The organism is Flavobacterium sp. SH_e (genome assembly GCF_025717045.1).
GTDB lineage: Bacteria > Bacteroidota > Bacteroidia > Flavobacteriales > Flavobacteriaceae > Flavobacterium.
Genome location: NZ_JAOVZN010000005.1, coordinates 236995 through 257385, shown reverse-complemented (window position 1 = coordinate 257385; position 20391 = coordinate 236995). Strand labels below are relative to the sequence as shown.

The window sequence follows — 20391 nt, the reverse complement described above, 5'->3', positions numbered from 1 at the left end:
TCACAGTAAAAAAAGCAAACACAAAACTAGTACGCAGCAAAGCACTACTACAAAGAAAGATACAGTCAATAAACAGCGTGAAAAGAAGGGAAAAACCAATAAGTCTAAAGAAAACACGACTCAGAAGGGTAGAGATACCATTAATTGAACTAAACCATAATACCATGAATTTTTTCAATTAGGTAAAGTCTATTTTATTTTTTTAAGTAGACTTTATTCTCTTTTTTTTCACGCTAATAACTTCTATATTAAATTGCTGTTATAGATGCTGTAATTTACTCTCTGGACTAATTTATCAGGCAATTACAGAAATGCTATAATTAAATTGAATGCTCAAATAATTGATTCATCTCTTTAACATAAATATAAACCTACTTTTTTGAAAGTTTTATTACAATTGATTAAAAGACTTTCATAATTCCCATTAAAATTGAGAGGTAATTATTTATTACTAAGGAAGATAAATACTCATAGTTGTGCCAATACCAACTTTACTAGATGCTTTAATGAAGCCATTGTGGTTTGAAACTATTTTTTTTACAAGAGTTAAGCCAAGTCCGCTTCCTGCATATTCGCCTTTACCATGAAGTCTATAGAAAGGTTCGAAGATTCTGCTTTCAAAATCTTTATCAAACCCAATTCCGTTATCTGTCACATTAATTTTAATGTATTCTGTTTCAGTATTTCCGCCCAGATTTATGATTTCTTCTGAAGAAGCTTTCATAGTTTCTATGCTGATCTCTGGCGCGATTTTTTCTTTAGAATATTTAATCGAATTTAAAATCAGGTTGGTAAGCAATTGCTGTATTTGAAAAGCGATTGCATTTATTGAATTAACTGTAATATCAACTGTAACCACGGCTTTTTTTTCCTCAATGGAATCTTTGATATCGTTTAAAGTTTTCTTGACAAGAAGATTAAAATCGGTCTTTTTAAATTTTTTCTCAGTAAAGTTTATTCTCGAATAATTGATAAGATCGGCAATGAGCTGACTCATATTTTTTACGGAATACATAACACGCTGTAAATTGTGTTTCCCATTTTCTGATAAACCATTTTCTTTTTCAAAAATTCGCTGGCAGAGCATGTGAATTTTATTAAGAGGTTCCTGCAGATCATGGCTTGCCGACGAAGTGAAGTTTTCTAACTGCTCGTTGTAGATTTGCAATTCTGCATTTCTTTTATTCAATAATTCATTTGAAGCCAGTAAATCTGTAATATCTTCAAAAGCCAGCAGTATCATTCCGTCTGGTTTGGTGTTCTGGATTAAACGTGCGTTAACCATCAACGTTTTCTTTTCATTACCATTGCAGAGAATTTGTAATTTATAATCTTCAATAGTTTGTTTTTGAACCAGCATCTTAAAAATTAAATCTTTAAACTCCGGAATATCCCATTGGCAATTGCCAATTTCAAAAAACGACAACCCTTCCGTGTCTTTTTCAGAAGAACTAAAATATTTATAAAAAGACGGGTTGGCACTTTTTACATTATAATCCTTATCAATGATAATTAAAGGTTCTCTGATAGTTTGTACAATAGATTCTGCATAATGTCGCATAGATAAAAGCTGTTCCTGACGATCTAAAAGTTCATCATTGGTACACATCAATTCCTGATTATTGGATTGCAATTCTTCTGTAGAAGTCTCCAATTCCTCATTCATAGCCTGAAGCTCTTCTGTGCTGCTTAATAATTCTTCATTTGTTGTCTGAAGTTCCTCAAAAGCAATCTGTTGTTCTTCGGTAACACGCTTTATATCTTCACGTAATTGTGATAATTCTTTTTCAAGTTCTATAATTCGAAGCTGATCGGCACTTTTTTTATCATTTTTTGAATTAAAATCGGTTTCAGGAATCGGACTTTTATGAAAAAGAACCATAAGATGATCTTCATCATTTAAAAGCGTCAAAATTTCAACGGAAGCCTGATAATTCTGATCTTTTACAGAAAGATTTTCTAAAATGATATTTTCTTTATTCTTTCTAATTTCTGAAATAGCATTGCGAAGTTCAAAGCTGATTCCTTCACGCGCCATTTTTAAAATATTAAAATTGGGTCTTCCAGGAGCAGGTAATAAAAATGGAGAAGTATCGCCGTGAAAATGAACAATTTCCAAATGTTCATTTATAATGACACTTGAAGGTGTGTATCTTGAAAATAAGATGTCATCGGCAACTTTTCTGAAATCGGTTTCCAAATTACTGCTTTCGTATGTTTTTAATTTATTAGTTATCGCATTAGAAGGTTTAAAGGCCTGTGGCACATAGCGCGCAGGCGTAAATTTTTTGGCGTAAATTTTATCTTGTTTGACTACCGCATCAAATAGATTGGGTGCAATATTAGCTGATTCTGACTTTCCAAGAAATAAAAAACCTTTCTCTTTAAGAGAATAATGAAAAGAACCCAGTACTTTTTCTTGAAGGAAAGCAGTTAGGTAAATCAGTACATTTCGGCAGGAAACCAAATCGATTTTGGCAAATGGAGGATCTTTAATAAAGTTATGCGTTGCGAAAATGCACATATCGCGAATTATTTTATTGACATGATAATGACCGTCACGTTTCGTAAAATAGTTTTCAAGCCTTGTTTCAGAAATGTTCAGTACGTCTTGGGCAGAATAAATGGCAGATCTGGCTTTTGCAATACATTGCTCCGAAATATCAGAAGCAAAAATCTGAACTTTTAAATCTGTTATATTTTGTGCAGACAAATATTCAGAGATTATTATTGCTAAAGAATAGGCTTCTTCGCCAGTTGAACATGCTGCTGACCACAAGCGTAAAGTATTATTGGTGCAGTTTTGAACTATCTGAGGTAAAATGGTTTCGGAAAGAGATTTAAAGGAATCTTCGTCTCTGAAAAAATAGGTGACTGGAATTAATAAATCATTAAAAAGAAGCTCCTGTTCCTTTTTATCGTTACGAAGAATAGTATAATAATCGCTCATGGTTTCTTTTTTCAAAACCAACATTCTGCGAGTAATACGCCTTCTTATAGTTGGTTTTTTGTAATTAAAGAAATCATTTCCCGTTTTTTGCAGAATAAGATTTAAGATCTGATTGAGAACCTCTTCTTCCTTTTTCGAAATATGTTCTTCATCACTGTAGGCATGGTTGCTGAGATAACTTTTACGAATGTTGTTTAATTCAAAAGCAATGTTTTCTGGAGCTAGAATAAAATCGACTGTTACTGCCTCAATAGCATTTTGGGGCATTGTTTTAAAACTTGCCGTTTCAGGATCCTGAACAATGGTTATACCGCCAAATTCTTTAATTTTTTTTAATCCGTAAGTACCATCAAGTGTAGTACCGGAAAGAACAACACCAACGGCAAAAATTTTATGTATTTGGGCAATAGCTTCAAAAGAAATATCAATATTATTAATGATTTTATCAATGCGCTTAATGGAATACATTTTTAAAACACCTTCTTCTGCCGTTATATAATTGTTTTCAGGAACAATATAAATGTGATTAGGCTGAAAATCGATTTTATTTACAATCTCAACAACGGGAATCTTTGCTGATTTTGATAATTCGGCTACAAGATTGTTTTGGTTATTTGAACTAAAATGTTTTAAAATAACATAAACAATACCCGAGTTATTAGGGATTTGCGAGACTATTTTATGTAAGGCTTCTAATTCTTCCGTAGAACACGCAATAGCTGTTAAGGAAAAGTTTGGAGAAATATTTTCAGTTTGAGTGGTATTTTGAAAAGTCATTTTATCAATAAATCAGAAGATGTGAATTACTTAGTTATTTGTATTACTTGCAATTCTTATCATTAAAGATACTATAATTTTTAACTTTTGTAATAAATTCTAACAAAAAGTATTTTTAAATGGAGGTTTCATCTTGTGGCTTTTTTTAAGGATTCAGCCATTGCCTGTGCATCTTTGTGATACATTCTTTTATAATATTTCTGCAATTGAGCTTTCGTTTTTTTGGAATCTTTTAAATGTCCTTCCCAAATAACACCAAGAGAAGTGTAGGGAGGAGCGGTTATGCCTACAGAGCAGAAAAAGTTAGCGATATTTCCAGTAATATGTTCAACTCCATCGGAATCGCCTGTTACAATACATCAGGATTTGAATAATAGGAGTAAGGTATTTTATTGGGATACGCTGCAAAGTTTTCTGCCATCTTTTAATTTGCAATTTTATAATAATTGTTTAATGCTCAGCTGGAATTAACAGAGAATCCATAAACTTTGCAGTTATGATATTTCCCTGTTCGTCTTCCCACTGAGTAATAACATTTTCTATAAGTTCGGGCTCAAAACCAATTACTTTCCTAACAGGTCCACCAAATTCTTGACGTACTTGCTGTCCTTTTTTCAACATTATATCCATGTTTTGCAAGTAAAATTAAGATTAATTTGATTCTAAATGATTTTTTAAATTCGCAAGATCTGTCTGAACTAATTTTTCAAAATACGGATTTAAAAATTTGGCTGCGCTTTCACCGGCAATTCCAAGCGGAGCATGATATGAAATTGTTATATCGAGTTCGGTGCTATTTCCATGAGGTTTAAAAATTACTTTTCCAGCATTTCTTATAGTAGAACCATCCAGAGAAATCCAGCTTAGGAGTTTATCTTTTCTGTCTTTTACAATTTTGGCTTTCCAGCTTATAGAACCAATTCCGCCTGGACCTTTTGCAGTCCATTCAGAAGTAGTTTCATCAATGGTCTGAACACTCGCAAGATGACTCAAAAATTGTGGTAAATTTTCAAGATTTCGCCAATAATCAAATACTTCGCCAACGGGTTTATTAATTACTGTATTTAGTCTGATATTTATATTTGATGCTTTATCATTCATTAAATGTCCGGCTGCATCATATACAGGACAATATCCTGAAATTCCTCTTAAAAGCATTGCGCCTCCCGCTCCGGCTTTGCTGATGCTTTTATTTTCTTTGGATAAAGCATTGTATAATAAATATGCACCGCTTGTTACCATTAAAACTCTTTCTAATGTCGAAACATTTTTCTTTAATTGAAATTTTGATTTTTGTTCTTGTTGGTTTATTGCTGTTGTGATCATAATCATTCGATTTAAAAAGTTAATAGGTTAAAATTAAGGTCTTTATGAAAATTTTATTTACAAGATTTTATGGATTGCTTATACAATTATGCAGATTTTATTTTTGTTTTTGGATATTCTATGAATCCTGTAAATGATTCTCGTAATTGTATAAATATGCTGTAAATGAAGACTTTACTTTTGAGTTAATATTAACTGAAAAGACTATTTATGAAAACGTTATTTAAATTTAGAACTTTGATGCTGATTCTTTTAGGAGTTTTGGCATTTGCTTGTAAAAAAAATGAAAACAATACAAATTCTGAATATAGTTCAGAAACCGACAGTGTGAATATGTCTGTTGATACAGTTGGTCCTGCAATAGATTCTTCTGCAACACTAAATTCAGACCAACATGGAGAAAACGGAACAACAGGTGCAACAGGCGAGGGTTCAACAGGGTCTGGAACTGACGGTTCAACATAAAAAGGAAATCAGAATGTTAGAACAGATTCAATTAAAAAATAATTATTTTTTAAAAGAGGCTCATCTGTAAAAATCAATTATGGCGTGGGCATAATTTATTTATTAAACTAAAATGAGAGTTATGAAATTATCTAAAGAAATTATTAACGGCTTTTTAATATTTGCAGGGATTGCATTATTTTTCCTATTGATGGAGGTTTTAAATCTTTCCAATCTTTTTTATCTGAGACTGTTAAATGTTCTTTTTATTTTTTATGGTGTAAACAGAACACTACAAATGAATTTGGCTGAAGGAAAAAATGAGTTTGTTCCAAATGCAATCTCTGCTATGGTTACTTCATTTACGGCTGTGGTAATTAGCATTGTTGCATTACTTATTTACAGTTACTCAAAAGGAGGAGACCAATATGTCAAATCATTATCAGAAGCTTTTATGTTTGGGGGCGACCCCTCGGTTGCAAATTACTGCCTTTCTTTATTTTTTGAAGGAACTGCTTCGTGCGTGATTGTTACGCTTTTATTGATGCTATATTGGAATAATAAATATGCGGCAGATTAAATTTACAAGCATTTCAATAAAAAAATAAACCCTTAAAGCATTTATAAATTTTTTTAAGGGTTTATTTTTGAACTTTTTAGATTTGACAAATGATTTAATACTCATCATCCTCATCTTCTGCTATTTATTTGCAGATTCATATTCTTCGTCACTAACAGCTTCAAGCCATGTGACCTGGTTGTCATCTTTAAAATTTGTAATAGCAATATGCACCATTTTTGAATTAGCAGATGCTCCGTGCCAGTGCTTTATATTTTCAGGGATGCTTACAACGTCACCTTTGTTAATCTTTTGAGCTTGTTTCCCTTCTTCTTGGTAAATTCCACTTCCTTCCGTAACTAGTAAAACCTGTCCTTTAGGATGAGTATGCCAGTTAGTTCTGGCTCTTGGCAAAAATGTTACACTTCCAGCCGAAAATTCATTGTTTTTGTCACGTGCCACTAATGGTTTTAAAAATGCACTACCTGTAAACCATTCGTTTGGAAGAGGCTCTCCTTGAGGAAAAATTTCTGTTGTACTCATTTTATTTTCTGATTTAGAACTGCATGCAGTTAAAATTGAAGTTATTATAAATGTAAGAATTAATTTTTGTATTGTCATTCTGGAATAGCTTTAATAATTTTTGCAGGAATACCGCCGACTATTGTATTATCAGGCACATCTTTTGCAACTACCGCTCCAGCTGCAACTATTGAATTTTCTCCAACAGTTACACCCGATAATATAGTTGCCGCAGTTCCAATCCAAGCGTTTTTTTTTATTCTTACAGCTCCAGGCACAAGTGATTTTCTGGTTTGACTGGAAATAGGATGTCCTTCCGAAATAATATTTACTCTTGGTGCAATCAATACATTATCTTCTATAGTAATGCCACCCAAATCCAAAAAAGTACAGTCAAAATTAATAAAGACGTTTTTCCCTATCTTGGTGTTTTTTCCATAATTTATATGGATTGGAGTAAATACAGTAGTGCTCTTATCAATTTGACTATTAGTTATTTCGCTTAAGATAGATCGTATTTCGGACGGATCAGCTGTATTGTTCAAAAGAAGAAGCATTTTTTTGGTGGCGAAAGATTCTTCAAGCAGTCTATGAGCTTGATTGTTTGATGAAGAGATAGTTTCGCCATTTAAAAGTTGTTTAAAAATATCTCTATTCGCTTTTGTGCCCATGTTAGTTTTCAATTTTTTAAAATAGCATGACCAGCTATTTTAGATTATTCTTAAAAAATGCATCCAGTTTATCGAATGGAATTTTGTCCAATCTATCGTATAGATCAACGTGAACCGCATCTGCTATAATCAGGAGTTCTTTTGGTTCAGCGGCAGCTTTGTAGATATCTTCACTAAAATATCTTGAATGAGCATTTTCGCCAGCAATAATCAAAATAGGTCTTGGAGAAATTTCTTTGATGTAGGCTAGTATTGGCATATTCATCAATGAGAAACCATTTGTTTTTGCCCAAGCTGCATTTGAGTTTATTGAACGTTTATGAAAACCTCTAGCTGTTTTGTAATAATCATAATAATCTTTTACAAATTGTGGTTCATCACCTTTTATAATATCTGGATTAGGGCAGTTTCCATACTCTGGTGTGCCTGCTTCTGCATCTTTCCAGCGCTGGATGCTCATTTGCTCTAGTATTTTGGTGCGCTCCTCTAGGTTTACTTTGTCATAATACCCTTTTGATGCTGCTCGCGGTATATCATACATGCTAGTAGTGGCTATCGCTTTTATACGTTTGTCAATTGCAACCGCGTTTAGTGCAAAACCTCCAAAACCACATATTCCGATAATACCTATTTTGTTTCTGTCTACATTTTTTTGTAATCCAAGAAAATCTACAGAAGCGCTAAAATCTTCAGTATTGATATCTGATGAGGCAATATTACGAGGCTCGCCACCACTTTCCCCAGTATAAGAAGGATCAAATGCCAAAACTGCATAGCCACGTTCTGCCATTTGATTCGCATACAAACCTGATGATTGTTCTTTAACAGCGCCAAAGGGACCACTGATAGCTAAAGCCGGAAGCAACTTTTCATTAGGATTTTTTGGAAGATATAAATCCCCAGACAGAGTAATGCCGTATCGGTTTTTAAAACTTACTTTCTGGCGGGTTACTTTATCATTTAATTGAAATGTATAATGTTCTTGTTCTGTTTTCATGTTTTTTTTATTTTGAATAGATTCTTTTTTTTGTGCGAATGTCTGTCCGACAACTAAAACAGACATAGCTATAAATACTGTTATTCTCATATCAAATTATATTTTAAATTACAGTACAAAAGTAAAACGGCACCAGATGGTGCCGTTAAAGAATATCAAACTAAAAATTAAGAATATCAAACTTCGATGTTTCGTAGTGATTTAGGATTGGTCCCAGTATGTTTTTTGAAAAAATTATTAAAATAGGTCGGGTAAGCAAAACCTAATGCATATCCTATTTCGGCGATATTCCAATCTGTATGTTGCAAAAGGGCCTTTGCCTCTGCAGTAATTCTTTCAGTAATATGAGTTGTTGTCGATTTTCCAGTAATTTCTTTAACAGCGCGATTTAAATAATTGACATGGATATGAAGATTTTCGGCGTAATGCTGTGCAGTTGTGAGCTTTAGCGGATTATCAGCGTTTTCAATTGGAAATTGCCTTTCGAGCAGTTCCAAAAATATCGAGGCAATTCGGGCAGTTCCATTTTTACCAACATTATAATTTTCTGAAGGTTGCAATTTCAACGATTCATGGATTATTAAATTAATATAATTACGTATTAATTCATCCTTGTATATATAATCACTTTGCTGTTCATCAATCATTTTCTGAAAAAGACCATTTAGAAAAAGTCTTTGTTCTTCAGAGATTTGGAGTACAGGAGTTCCTCCAATTTTAAAGAAAGGAGATTGATGAAGACTTTCTGATCGTTCGGAGTTTTTCAAAAAATCTTCAGAAAAAAGTATGGTATAACCGATGTACTTTGTAGAAATCGTTTCCCATGAATAAGGAATATTAGGATTGCCAAAAAATAAAATGGTTCCGTCTTGATCAAAACTTTTATCAGCATAGTGTATTTTACTATGACCGGTAGTAAGGCAGATTTTAAAAAACTCTTTTCGGCTGTAAGTGCGGGTTGCATTACTGTCGTCTTCAATCTGAAAGGCTTTAAAACCTTTTAATTTAAGTTCGTTATTAAACTCAGAAATACTGCGTATTGTTTTCTTTTCCATGAGAACAAAATTAATAAATTCAAATCTATTACGTGTGCTTATGAAAGACTTAAACTAAATTTCCAGTTTTTAAGAAAAATTGAGACTCGCAATTTATGCGAGCCTCAAACACATATTCTTGTGAAAAAATCGAACCACAAATATTAGGCTTTGAAGGCTTAAAAAATCTACACATTAGGGCATAAAAAAAGAGACAACTATTGTCTAGTTGTCTCCTTAAGTGACCTTACTGAACAATTTACAAACCATTTTATGAATGATTTAAAGAAATTAGCCTATTTTCAAGTGAATTTGTAAGATAATTATTTTAAATTTTTATTCAAGAGCGGTTTGTATGTACGGTAAGGGTTAAAAGTTAAAAATTTTTAAACATCAATATCTTTCTTGAAATTATTTTTCATTCTATCCCAACCTTTTTACCTTTTAGGTCATCTATGTTATTGTGAAGTTGATTTACTTAGAAGATTTTTACAGTATTGTTACTGTAATGAAATAAATTTTGTTTTTTTACTTCTAAAAGCAAATAGAAATAATGATACTCCATTCATTAAGCCAAAACCTATGATAAGAATAATCCTTATAACCTTTAATTTAGTTTTATTTTCTAGCTGTCAAAATACTAGTGTACCGGCATTGGAAGATCCTGCTCTAAAAATAGAATATGGATCGGGAGAATGCAATTTTGTTGAAAACCTTACTTACATCGTAAACAAAGATTATGTTGTGTATCAAGATGTTTGTACGCATATTGTTTTTTATCCGGATATGGCTTCTTTTAAACCAAGGAAAAATAAGGAATCTGGGTTCGCATTTGATAAAAATGGGATGTACATTAAAGGCGAATTTTTAAAAATCGATACTACCGGTTTTGTCGCTTTAGGAAGTAATAAAGAAAATGATCTTATTTGGAAAACAAAATATAAAGTATTCAAAAACACTACAGAATTATACGATATTGATGTGGCAACTTTTCAGCCTAATCCTTGTAAAGTATTAGATAGAGAGGATAAAAATCTATATTTTAAAGATAAAAATTATATTTATTATTTCGATAAAAAGATAGAAGGTTCTGATGGTTCAACGGCCAATATCAGTTTGAATGATTTTTGCCACGATAAAAATTATATCTATTCCAAAGGCAAAATTGCTTCTTTTGGAGAAGAGCCATATCAATACGTTAATTATGATTTTTTAAAAACAAAAAATTTCGTTTTTAAAAGGGGAGAACTGATAGAAGATATGAATCCTGAATTCTTAAGTGCTCTTTCAGGAAATTATGCAAGGTATAAAAACGATGTATATTTCATGGGAAATAAAACTTCTATGAAACTTGAAAATTCTAGTAAAGTCAAAGTTTGGATTTTTGATAACTATGATTTCTATATCAGTGATGGTAAAAGCATTTTTAACAATGGTGAAGAAATTGACATGAAAGTAGATCTTCCTTCTTTCGGTTTTCTTGGTTATTCCTATTGTTTTTATGATAAAAATGGCATTTATGAAAGAGCATATAATCAAGAATTAAAAAAAGAGATTATCGAAAAAATACCTTTTAAATACGGAGGAAAAATAGATTACAATACTCTTTCATACAATAAGTATAGCAGGATTGTCTTTTATAAAAATCAGGCTTATGCAACTCAAACAAAATCTTTTTATGAAGATTTAAGCCCAAAGCAGATTGCAACAGCAAAAGCACAAAAAAATGACGTTGATGATTTTGATGGTTCCAATAAGGTTTTTATCGATTATAATTTTTGCAAAATGTATGATCGAATTTATTTTAGGGGTAAGCGAACTTCATTTGATGCTGAGACATTTGTACCAATGGATAATAGTGATCAATATTCTGAAGATAAATATTATAAAGATAAGAATGTGGTTTCTTATTGTAATGAAAGAATTCGTGACATAAAAAAAATGAGTGATGTCGATGTGAATTCTGCACGCACTTTCAATATTTTCCTTATTGATAAAAACTTCTTATACTGCAAAAATGTAAAAATTATTAAAAGTGCAGGAATAGAATTGTTGGCTTCTTTTTCTGGATATAGACATGGTTTTTGTGGTAATGATCCAACACCAACATCAGATTTTTATTTATTTAAAAACTCAGAAGGGTTTTGGCTTGTGAAAATTTCAGACAAGATTTCGTATCGTTTTTTAGGAAAAGTGTTTGACCGCAAATGGGAATCCTCTTTCGAAGTGATTGATCTTGCTAAGAAGTACGGAAACAAAAGAACAATTGTCTCTCAAAAACCAATAAGACAAGAAAAGAATGAAGGTAAAAAGAAGACTGTAGATAATGAAGTTTATAATAATGTAGCTGTACAAATTCAGCCAAAATATCCAGGTGGAATTCAAAAATTTTATGCTTTTATAAAAAATAATTATATTATTCCGAAAGAAATACTTGATGATGAAGAATCTTCCGGAGGTGGAGTTTTTGCAAATTTTATAATTGAAAAGGATGGAAGCTTATCTGAGATAAAAGTTCTTCACGATTTTGGATATGGTTCGGGTAAAGAATTAGAAAGGGTTTTGAAATTATCTCCTAATTGGATTCCGGCAATTAAAGATGGGAATCCGGTGAGATGTTTGTACAGTATTCCATATTATATTAGTAAGCGATAATAACTGTTGTAATATTATTTTGGTCTCGTAATTTTATCATTTTATTGAAATAATTAATGAAAAAACACTTCGTTGCACTTTGCTTTATTTTATTATCGGTTTGCATTTTTGCACAGCAAAAACAAGTTCCGGCTATAAAAATATATTTAGAAGATGCAGAAACTCTGAAGAACATCAATGACGCAAAAGTTACGCTTGAAGGTTTTGACTTGCCTATCATATTTGCAAAGTATAACAAAGAAGATAAAAGTTATTATTTTAATGAAATTCCGGCAGGTTACAATACCGTGATGGCATATCATGAAAAATACAATGAAAAAGGTTTTCAAAATGTGTTAGGATTGCCAAACGAATTAAAATTTAAACTCTTCAATCCCATAAAAGTTTCTTATGGCTTTGAGTTTTTCTGGTTTCCTTATTTTCCACAAAAGAGTTATGTAGAAGATCCCTATAAAATAAGTATTTCAACAGATGTTGAAATGAATTACAATGCATTTAGAGAATATATAGCTGTAAAAATCAAGGAATTAAATCTTGAAATTGAGTTAGTAAATCCTTTATGGGAGGATAGTAAAATTCAAAAAAACAGCTTCACTTTTCCAAACCAAAAAGAAGCTTATCCTTTAATTAACTTAAAGAAAAACAAGCTTACCGATTCTGAATATGTTTTCCCGTTAAAAAGTGGCGTTAGCAATATATTTCCAGATCGAATATACTCTAATACTACCAGCGATATCTGTTTTATTGCAAGGAAAAAGGATGGCTCAAAATTTAAGCGATTTAATGATCCCATAATTAAAAAGCTAAAAGATGAAAACTTTAATATCGCTGCCATTGTTATAAACAAAATTGGTGCTGGCGATGGCGTACATACAAAAATGAAGACCAGAGATCGACTTAATAAAAAGTTCTACATGCAACATAAAATTGATTCATCGAAAGTGTTTTTTTATGACCTATCTGTCTACAAAACAACTCCAAAGCTATTTTTTTGGAAGCACAGAGCACCTTTAGGACTTATTGACCTCGATCAATTTCCTCAGCTTCCATATTTTTTTCTCATATCAAATAATAAATTGGATATCCCAGAACAAAGATCGAATTTTAAAGAACAACAATTTCAAAGCATTCCTGTTCAAGATAAAGCAATTGGGCTTGGTATTGTAGATCAATATGAGTATTATTTAAATGTCAATTAATACTTTGACGATTCTGGTAAAACTCTTTTCTTCAATAAAATAGTGTGAAAAAGGCAAAAAAAATAGGACAAAAGATGATTTTATCTTTTGTCCCATAGAGTGACCTCGACTGGATTCAAACCAGTAACCTTCTGAGCCGTAATCAGATGCGCTATTCAGTTGCGCCACGAGGCCTTTTTATTATCAATTAGCTATTTTTTTTGTAGCTTTGTTGATTGCTTATTGCGGGTGCAAAGATAGACATAAATGTGAGATAAACAAGGAAAAAATAACAGAAAATTAAAAAAAAATGAAGATTGAAAATTATATACGTGATATTCAAGGATTTCCAAAAGAAGGAATTTTATTTAAAGATATAACTCCACTACTAATTGACCCCGAAGCGAGAGCAAATTGCTTAAAAATCCTAATTGATTCTCTAAATAATCAAAAAATAGATAAAGTTGTTGGGGCAGAATCACGTGGTTTTTTCTTCGGAATGTTATTGGCGCAAGAATTAAATGCAGGATTTGTTCCTGTTAGAAAGCCTAAAAAACTTCCTTTTGACACTATTTCGGCTTCTTACGAACTTGAATATGGTTCCGATAGTCTTGAAATGCACACAGATGCCATCAAAAAAGGAGATCGAGTTTTAATTCACGATGATGTTTTGGCTACTGGCGGAACAGCAAAAGCAGTTTGCGAATTGGTAGAAAGGCTTGGTGGTGAAATTGTACAATGCAATTTCTTAATGGAACTGACTTTCTTGAACGGAAGAGAAAAAATCAAGGAATATCCGGTTTTTGCTGCATTGACATATTAGTTAAACGAATACAATTTTATGTTTAATAGCATAAAGCACAAGTCCGATTCGGGTTTTTATTTCAAGTTTATCAAAAAGAGTTTCTCTGTAACCATCAATGGTCTTAGGGCTTAAACACATTTCTGATGCGATTTCCTTATAAGTCATTTCTGTACAGGCGTGTTTGATAAAAACAATTTCTTTTTCTTTTAAACTAATTTTTTTGTTGTCGCTGTTGACTTTATTAATCAGCATTCCAGAAACTAATTCTGTAAAATAAAAACCCTTTTCGATGACGCAGTGAATAGCGTCTCTAAAAATTTCAGGAGAAGTATCTTTCAGCAGATAGCCTTTTGCGCCATTGGTAATCATCTTAATGATAATCTCATCGTCATCGTTAACAGATAAAGCAATTACTTTAAGATCAGGTCTATTGTCCTTGAGCCATTTCATAGTGCTTAATCCGTCTAGAACAGGCATATTGACATCAAGTAAAATAAGATCAATTTCCGATAAAGGATTTTGTTCCAAATAATCAATAAATACCTTTCCGTTTTCAAAACGTTCTATAACTTCATAATCTCCAAAACTCTTAATTAGCAGTTCCAACGACTGTGAAAAAAGTAAATGGTCATCAACAATTATTATTTTGCTTTTTGAGTTAGTTTTCATAGCCTTGAGTTAAAGGATATTCAATAGTTACACTTGTTCCTGTTTCGTCAGAGTTTAGGATGAGTTTGGCGCCAATAAGTTTGGCTCTCAATTTCATGTTATTCAGTCCTATTCCAGAGCTCGATTTTTTAAGATCATATCCAATTCCGAAATCTTTTAATTTCAATCGAAAAACAGAATCAGTGGTCTCAATATTAACATCAAATAAATCGCTTCTGGAGTGTTTTAAGCTGTTGTGAAGCGCTTCTTGAAATATTCTGTAAATAATTAATTCGTGTTCTTCATTGATTGTCGGAATTGTTCCTGTTTGATTAAAATTATATTTTATCTTTTTAAGTTTTTTAATTCTTTCCAAATCCTGCTGAATCGCTTCTAAAAAATTATTTTGAAGCAAATTATCTTTGTTGATGATTCGCGAAAGAATTCTTAATTCGTCCAAAGATTTTGCTAAAACAGCTTTCAAGTCTTTAAGCTCTTCAATTTGAATATTTTTAGTGCTTATTGAAATATTAAGCTGCATAATTGCAACTGAAATAATCTGTCCGATGTTATCATGTAATTCTTTACTAATTTCAGATAAAGTCTGATCTTTAATTTCAATTCTGGTTTTGACCAATTCAGATTGGAAATACAAATCAGATTCCATTTTTTCTACAACAAATTTGTTTTTCTTCTTTAAAAAATAAAAGAATATGACCACCAGAGTAATAAGTAAGGTGAAGAAAACAATGCCTAAGGAAATAACTAATAATTGTATTTCTTTTCGCTCCATATAAATCCTATTATAAAGCAGCTATGTGCCAGAAAATTTAAAATAAATAAAACCAAACTAAAAATAGATTCGTCTTGTTTAATTAAGAACCAATTGATTGCCAGCATAAAAGGCGTAAAAGGAACATGAAAAACAAGAATTCCTAAAATGTACCAGAAAAACACTGACTTTTTAAAATTTAATATTTTTTCAGAATTAAAAATCTCAATCAGATAGAGACAGGATAATATTAATACTAATAGTACGCCTATCGCAAAACTGTATGTAAATGAGCGGTTCATGTCTTCTTTGAAATATAGAATATTCAAGAAGAAAGAAATGATAAATAAAATCAAAAAAAGAACAGCCGAAATTCGGTGGTCTATTTGGGTAAGCAAGGCTCTTAAAAGTAAAATATAGGCAGAGAAACTGGCAAACATATAGAAATTGTAGACATAAAAATTCAATAAACCCGTCCACTCGGTAAAATAATAGCCTACAATTTCGGTTATGATCGAAAACCAGATTAAAATTACTAAAAATTTAGCTTTATTATCAGGAAGTTTTGGTAGCGAAAATAAACCAACGATTCCAGATAATAAAGCCAGATAAACGATATAAGATCTTAAAAATTCAAACATAAGGTTTTTTAGTATATTAAGCTAGGCGGTCTTCCGATGTTTCCGTAATTCATTGGTTCCAAGCTTTGAATGTCTGATGAAGAAGCTTCTTGTACCAAAGCAAAACTTTGAATTTTTTCAGTATTGCTTTCTACTTTTTTACCCGTTGGAACTAAAAATAGAGTAGTCAATCCAGCCTTTTCTCCATGTTTTTCATCATCTGGATAAACCCCAAAATAAAAACGAATTCCGTCTACATTATAACCGTCTTTTGCTCCGTTAGTTTTAATATAATGAATATAATTTTCTAATTCTTCCAAAGAATACCAAATTGCATTAGCATCTTCTTTTTGAGCTTTTTTTGCTGTAAGTGAAGCTCTTTTATTATTGTAATTTACATTTAATTGTCTAGCAAATTCTTTAGTAATTAACTGGCTAGGTTTTGCGGGAGGATTTTTCATGATTAATTATTTGTTTTATTGGTTAAGGATTTAGTTAACAGTTTTTTGAGTTTGTTGGAGACAAAATTATTTGAAACAGAAAATTCGGACAAGGGGAAATATACCCTTTTTTATTTGGGTAAATTTATTTAAATTTTTGGGTTAAAGTGCTGTTATGTAATATTTTATGATTTTGTAATTTTATATTGTCAGTTTTAGGGCAAAAACAGACATTCCAAAATGTAATCGAAATCTATAACCACTAAAACAAGAAATAATGAGAACCGTAAAAGCAGGTGCAAAATCTCCAGAGGTTTATTATTTAAACGAGCTTTTGGCCAAATTAAACTACAAAGTGATTGTTTCCGATTATTTCGGAACTGAGACGGATAAATCAATTCGAGATTTTCAATTGAAGAACAATCTGGTTGTTGATGGAGTAGTGGGACTTAAAACGTGGTCGACTCTTTTAGAGAAAAGCAAAAATGGATTTTCTTCCAATAATAAATTGTTGTCTGAGCAAGATTTAATCAATTTTTCGAAGCAGTTTAATTTGGAATTAGCAGTTGTAAAAGCGGTAAACGAAGTTGAAAGCAACGGAAAAGGCTTTTTAATAGATGGTCGCCCTAAGATTTTATTTGAAGGACATGTCTTTTGGGATGAGTTAGAGAAGAGAAAAATAAATCCGAGTTCGTATAAGAACTCAAATACGCAGGATATTTTGTTTGAAAAATATACTAAAAAGTATTATGTAGGCGGAACAGCTGAATATACACGTCTCGAAAAGGCTCGAAATCTAGCTCAGGATAAAAGATTTATTGATGCAGCGAATAGCTCAGCTTCTTGGGGACTTTTTCAAATCATGGGCTTTAATGCAACTTCTATCGGTTATAAAAGTATTGATGAGTTTGTAGAAAAAATGAATCAGAGCGAAGGTGAACATCTGAAAGCTTTCGGACTGTTTCTGGAAAAAAATAATTTGATAGCGCTTCTGCGAAATAAAAACTGGGCTTCATTTGCTTTAAAATACAATGGACCAGCTTATAAAACCAATAAATATGATGAAAAGCTGATGAAAGCGTATCAGAAATATTCTAGATGAGTTTTTTATTAAACTTTGAACACGATTTTTAACGCAAAGAACGCAAGGTTTTTTACAATTGGATTATATATAAACGCAAAGTCCGCAAAGCTTTGTGTAAAAACTTTGCGAACTTTGCGTATCCCGATAACTATTGGAATTGTGAACTTTGCGTTAAAACTATGTTCAAAGTTTAGTAACCTGAAACCTGAAACTTGAAAAAAACTATCTCAAAGTTGCTCCAAGTTCAGTTTCGAAAGTCTGTTGTAATTTAGACATGATTTTATCGATCTGAGAATCAGTTAATGTTTTAGTATTGTCTTGAATAGTAAAACTTAAAGCGTATGATTTTTTTCCTTCTGGTAATTTGTCACCTTGGTAAACATCAAATAAATTAACATCTTTTAAAAGCGCTTTTTCTGTTTGCTTCGCTAAATTGAAAATACTTTCGTAAGTTGTTTTTTCGTCGATTAACAAAGCTAAATCTCTACGAACTTCAGGGTATTTAGGGATTTCGGTATATTTAATTTTCCCTGTAATGATTTTTAAAACCAAATCCCAGTTAAAATCAGCGTAATAAACGTCTTGTTTAATACCGAAATGCTTCAAAATAGGTTTTTTAACAACACCCATTTCAACCAAAATATCATTATTGTAAGTAATCGCAGTTCCTTCAGAATAAACATCTGATTGAACTGGAGCGTTACCAATTTTTTCAATTCCTAAACGAGATAAAATTGCTTTTACATATCCTTTCAACAAGAAGAAATCTGTTGTTTTTTGCGGATTTGTCCAGCTTTCTTTGTTTCTGTTTCCAGAAATCAATAAAGAAAGATGTTTGTGCTCTTCGTATCCGTTTAAATATTTATGATAGGTTTTTCCGAATTCAAATAATTTTAAATCCGAATTTTTTCTATTAATGTTATAAGAAACCGCTTCTAAACCAGAAAACAATAAAGACTGACGTAGCGTTGCTAAATCACTACTCAACGGATTCAACATTGAAACATTATGTTCTTCTTTTAATGAAGTAGATAATTTTGCGTATGCTGCAGTTGTCAGCGAGTTTGCCATCATCTCATGAAAACCTTGAGAATTCAATTGAGAGGCAATTACATTCTGTACTTTATAATCTTCTGTTCTTGGCGAATTTGCTACAGTAGCATTAAATTTCTTAGAGAAATTAATGTTGTTATAACCGTAAACTCTCAGGATTTCTTCAATTACGTCAATTTCACGCTGAACATCAACGCGATATGCTGGAATTGTTAGACCTAAACCAGTATCAGAAACACTGTTTACCTTAATGTCTAAAGAAACCAAGATTTTTTTGATAGTATCTTTCGAAATTTCTTGTCCAATAATTTTAGTTACGTGGCTAAAATTCAATAAAACAGAAAAATCTTCTACCTTTTTAGGGTAAACCTCTACAACATCAGAAGTGATTTTTCCGCCTGCAACTTCTTGAATTAAAAGTGCTGCGCGTTTCAAAGCATATTCTGTTATAGTTGGGTCAATTCCTCTTTCAAATCTAAAAGAAGCATCTGTACTTAATTGATGTCTTTTAGCTGTTTTACGAATGCTAACAGGATCAAAATATGCACTTTCTAAGAAAATAGAGGTTGTCCCTTCAGAAACTCCAGATTTTTTACCTCCAAAAACTCCGGCAATACAAAGCGGACCTTTTTCGTCGCAAATCATTAAGTCTTCTTTATGAAGCGTTCTTTCAACATCGTCAAGAGTTACAAATTTAGTTCCCTCTTCAACTGTTTTTACAATTATTTTTCCGTTGATTTTTGCAGCGTCAAAAGCATGTAAAGGCTGTCCTAATTCGTGCAAAACATAATTAGTAACGTCAACAATATTATTTTTTGGAGTTAATCCGATAGCTTTTAAACGGTCTTGTAACCAACTTGGAGATTCATGAACAGAAATTCCAGAGATAGTTACACCGCAATATCTTGGAGCTAAATGATTGTCCTCAACGTTTACGTCGATTTTTAGCGTACGCATATCCACTCTAAAATTGCTTACAGAAGGCGTAATCAATTCTACGTTTACACCACGTTGCAACATTCCCGCTCTTAAATCACGAGCAGTTCCAAAATGGCTCATTGCATCGGCACGGTTTGGCGTCAATCCGATTTCGAAAACTTCATCATTTGCAATTTGGAAAACTTCAGAAGCTGGAGTTCCAGGAACTAAATCCTCGGCCAAAACCATAATTCCGTCGTGGCTCGTTCCTAAACCTAATTCATCTTCAGCGCAAATCATTCCGTGGCTTTCTTGTCCACGGATTTTTCCTTTTTTAATGGTAAACTCAGCACCATCTTTATCGTATAAAATAGTTCCGATTGTTGCAACTGGCACTTTTTGTCCTGCAGCCACGTTAGCAGCACCGCATACAATTTGTACAGGAGCTTCTGAGCCAATATCAACTGTAGTAACTTTCAATCTATCAGCATCAGGATGTTTTTCGCAAGTCAAAACGTGTCCAACAACAACGCCAGCTAAACCTCCTTTAATTGATTCATATTTTTCGACAACTTCTACTTCTAAACCTAAATCTGTTAGCAATTCAGAAGTCTGCTCAGATGTCCAATCTGTTTTAATAAATTGTTTTAACCAGTTGTAAGATATTTTCATTGTAGTTATTTAATTCTTTGAATAAGGTTACAAATATAAGGATTGCGGTTTGGAGTAAGAAAAAATTACGTGGTTTTTTCTTGCTGATTTTTCTTGACGATAAAATGCTGTGTACTAAGTTTTTGATAATTTATCTATTAAAAATTTATCAAATAGATATTATAAAAGGCTAAAAAAATCGAATGTGTAATTTTTGTGCTACAAGATGAATGAAAAGTGCTACTCTGTTTCTTTTTATGAAACTAAATTTGGTGTAAATCAAAAAA

At 31.9% G+C, this 20391-nt stretch carries 18 protein-coding genes and 1 tRNA gene; 6 read left to right on the top strand and 13 right to left on the bottom strand.

What is annotated here, in order from left to right; translation table 11 throughout:
• Positions 1-451: 451 nt before the first annotated feature.
• The 3 genes from OD917_RS09030 to OD917_RS09020 form a co-directional block, all read right to left on the bottom strand.
• Complete coding sequence (locus OD917_RS09030) at positions 452-3727, bottom strand: CheR family methyltransferase (protein WP_263523213.1); 3276 nt, start codon at positions 3725-3727, stop codon at positions 452-454.
• Between the two features lie 450 nt (positions 3728-4177).
• Complete coding sequence (locus OD917_RS09025; protein WP_263523212.1) at positions 4178-4357, bottom strand: hypothetical protein; 180 nt, start codon at positions 4355-4357, stop codon at positions 4178-4180.
• 21 nt (positions 4358-4378) lie between these two features.
• Positions 4379-5053: an SRPBCC family protein gene (locus OD917_RS09020; RefSeq protein WP_263523211.1), complete on the bottom strand. Its 675-nt coding sequence runs from the start codon at positions 5051-5053 to the stop codon at positions 4379-4381.
• 210 nt (positions 5054-5263) lie between these two features.
• Here OD917_RS09020 and OD917_RS09015 point away from each other — a divergent pair, with 210 nt between their 5' ends.
• Both OD917_RS09015 and OD917_RS09010 read left to right on the top strand, forming a co-directional pair.
• Positions 5264-5518: a hypothetical protein gene (locus OD917_RS09015; protein ID WP_263523210.1), complete on the top strand. Its 255-nt coding sequence runs from the start codon at positions 5264-5266 to the stop codon at positions 5516-5518.
• A gap of 121 nt (positions 5519-5639) precedes the next feature.
• Positions 5640-6077: a hypothetical protein gene (locus OD917_RS09010; protein ID WP_263523209.1), complete on the top strand. Its 438-nt coding sequence runs from the start codon at positions 5640-5642 to the stop codon at positions 6075-6077.
• 120 nt (positions 6078-6197) lie between these two features.
• Here the strand turns inward: OD917_RS09010 and OD917_RS09005 are convergent, their stop codons facing one another.
• From OD917_RS09005 to OD917_RS08990, 4 genes are all read right to left on the bottom strand, one after another.
• Positions 6198-6599 (bottom strand): cupin domain-containing protein, encoded by a 402-nt coding sequence (locus OD917_RS09005; RefSeq protein WP_263523208.1) that lies wholly within the window; start codon positions 6597-6599, stop codon positions 6198-6200.
• A gap of 74 nt (positions 6600-6673) precedes the next feature.
• On the bottom strand, positions 6674-7249 hold the full coding sequence (locus OD917_RS09000; RefSeq protein ID WP_263523207.1) for a DapH/DapD/GlmU-related protein: 576 nt from the start codon (positions 7247-7249) through the stop codon (positions 6674-6676).
• 34 nt (positions 7250-7283) lie between these two features.
• Positions 7284-8336, bottom strand: a complete 1053-nt coding sequence (locus OD917_RS08995; RefSeq protein WP_263523206.1) for an alpha/beta hydrolase — start codon at positions 8334-8336, stop codon at positions 7284-7286.
• Between the two features lie 86 nt (positions 8337-8422).
• A complete protein-coding gene (locus OD917_RS08990; RefSeq protein ID WP_263523205.1) occupies positions 8423-9301 on the bottom strand; it encodes a helix-turn-helix domain-containing protein in 879 nt (292 codons plus the stop codon).
• 561 nt (positions 9302-9862) lie between these two features.
• On the opposite strand from OD917_RS08990, the gene OD917_RS08985 reads away from it, so the two are divergent.
• Together OD917_RS08985 and OD917_RS08980 are read left to right on the top strand one after the other, a co-directional pair.
• Positions 9863-11935 (top strand): DKNYY domain-containing protein, encoded by a 2073-nt coding sequence (locus OD917_RS08985; protein WP_263523204.1) that lies wholly within the window; start codon positions 9863-9865, stop codon positions 11933-11935.
• Between the two features lie 56 nt (positions 11936-11991).
• The gene (locus tag OD917_RS08980; RefSeq protein ID WP_263523203.1) at positions 11992-13134 is read left to right on the top strand and encodes a hypothetical protein; all 1143 of its coding nucleotides are present in this window, start codon (positions 11992-11994) and stop codon (positions 13132-13134) included.
• 100 nt (positions 13135-13234) lie between these two features.
• Here the strand turns inward: OD917_RS08980 and OD917_RS08975 are convergent.
• A tRNA-Arg gene (locus OD917_RS08975) sits at positions 13235-13308 on the bottom strand.
• Between the two features lie 115 nt (positions 13309-13423).
• Here OD917_RS08975 and OD917_RS08970 point away from each other — a divergent pair.
• The gene (locus OD917_RS08970; protein WP_263523202.1) at positions 13424-13936 is read left to right on the top strand and encodes an adenine phosphoribosyltransferase; all 513 of its coding nucleotides are present in this window, start codon (positions 13424-13426) and stop codon (positions 13934-13936) included.
• Here the strand turns inward: OD917_RS08970 and OD917_RS08965 are convergent, their stop codons facing one another.
• The 4 genes from OD917_RS08965 to OD917_RS08950 form a co-directional block, all read right to left on the bottom strand.
• Entirely contained in the window at positions 13937-14587 is a 651-nt protein-coding gene (locus tag OD917_RS08965) for a response regulator transcription factor (RefSeq protein WP_263523201.1), read from the bottom strand.
• Positions 14577-15233: a sensor histidine kinase gene (locus tag OD917_RS08960; RefSeq protein WP_263523200.1), complete on the bottom strand. Its 657-nt coding sequence runs from the start codon at positions 15231-15233 to the stop codon at positions 14577-14579. Before OD917_RS08960 ends, OD917_RS08965 begins: the two co-directional genes overlap by 11 nt.
• Before the next feature lie 98 nt (positions 15234-15331).
• The gene (locus OD917_RS08955; protein WP_263523199.1) at positions 15332-15979 is read right to left on the bottom strand and encodes a hypothetical protein; all 648 of its coding nucleotides are present in this window, start codon (positions 15977-15979) and stop codon (positions 15332-15334) included.
• 8 nt (positions 15980-15987) lie between these two features.
• Complete coding sequence (locus tag OD917_RS08950; protein WP_263523198.1) at positions 15988-16419, bottom strand: hypothetical protein; 432 nt, start codon at positions 16417-16419, stop codon at positions 15988-15990.
• Between the two features lie 256 nt (positions 16420-16675).
• Between OD917_RS08950 and OD917_RS08945 the strand changes: the two genes are divergently transcribed.
• Complete coding sequence (locus tag OD917_RS08945) at positions 16676-17500, top strand: N-acetylmuramidase family protein (protein WP_263523197.1); 825 nt, start codon at positions 16676-16678, stop codon at positions 17498-17500.
• Between the two features lie 204 nt (positions 17501-17704).
• Here OD917_RS08945 and pheT read toward each other — a convergent pair whose 3' ends face one another.
• Positions 17705-20125, bottom strand: coding sequence for a phenylalanine--tRNA ligase subunit beta (gene pheT, locus OD917_RS08940; protein ID WP_263523196.1), 2421 nt, complete (start codon positions 20123-20125; stop codon positions 17705-17707).
• Between the last annotated feature and the right edge of the window lie 266 nt (positions 20126-20391).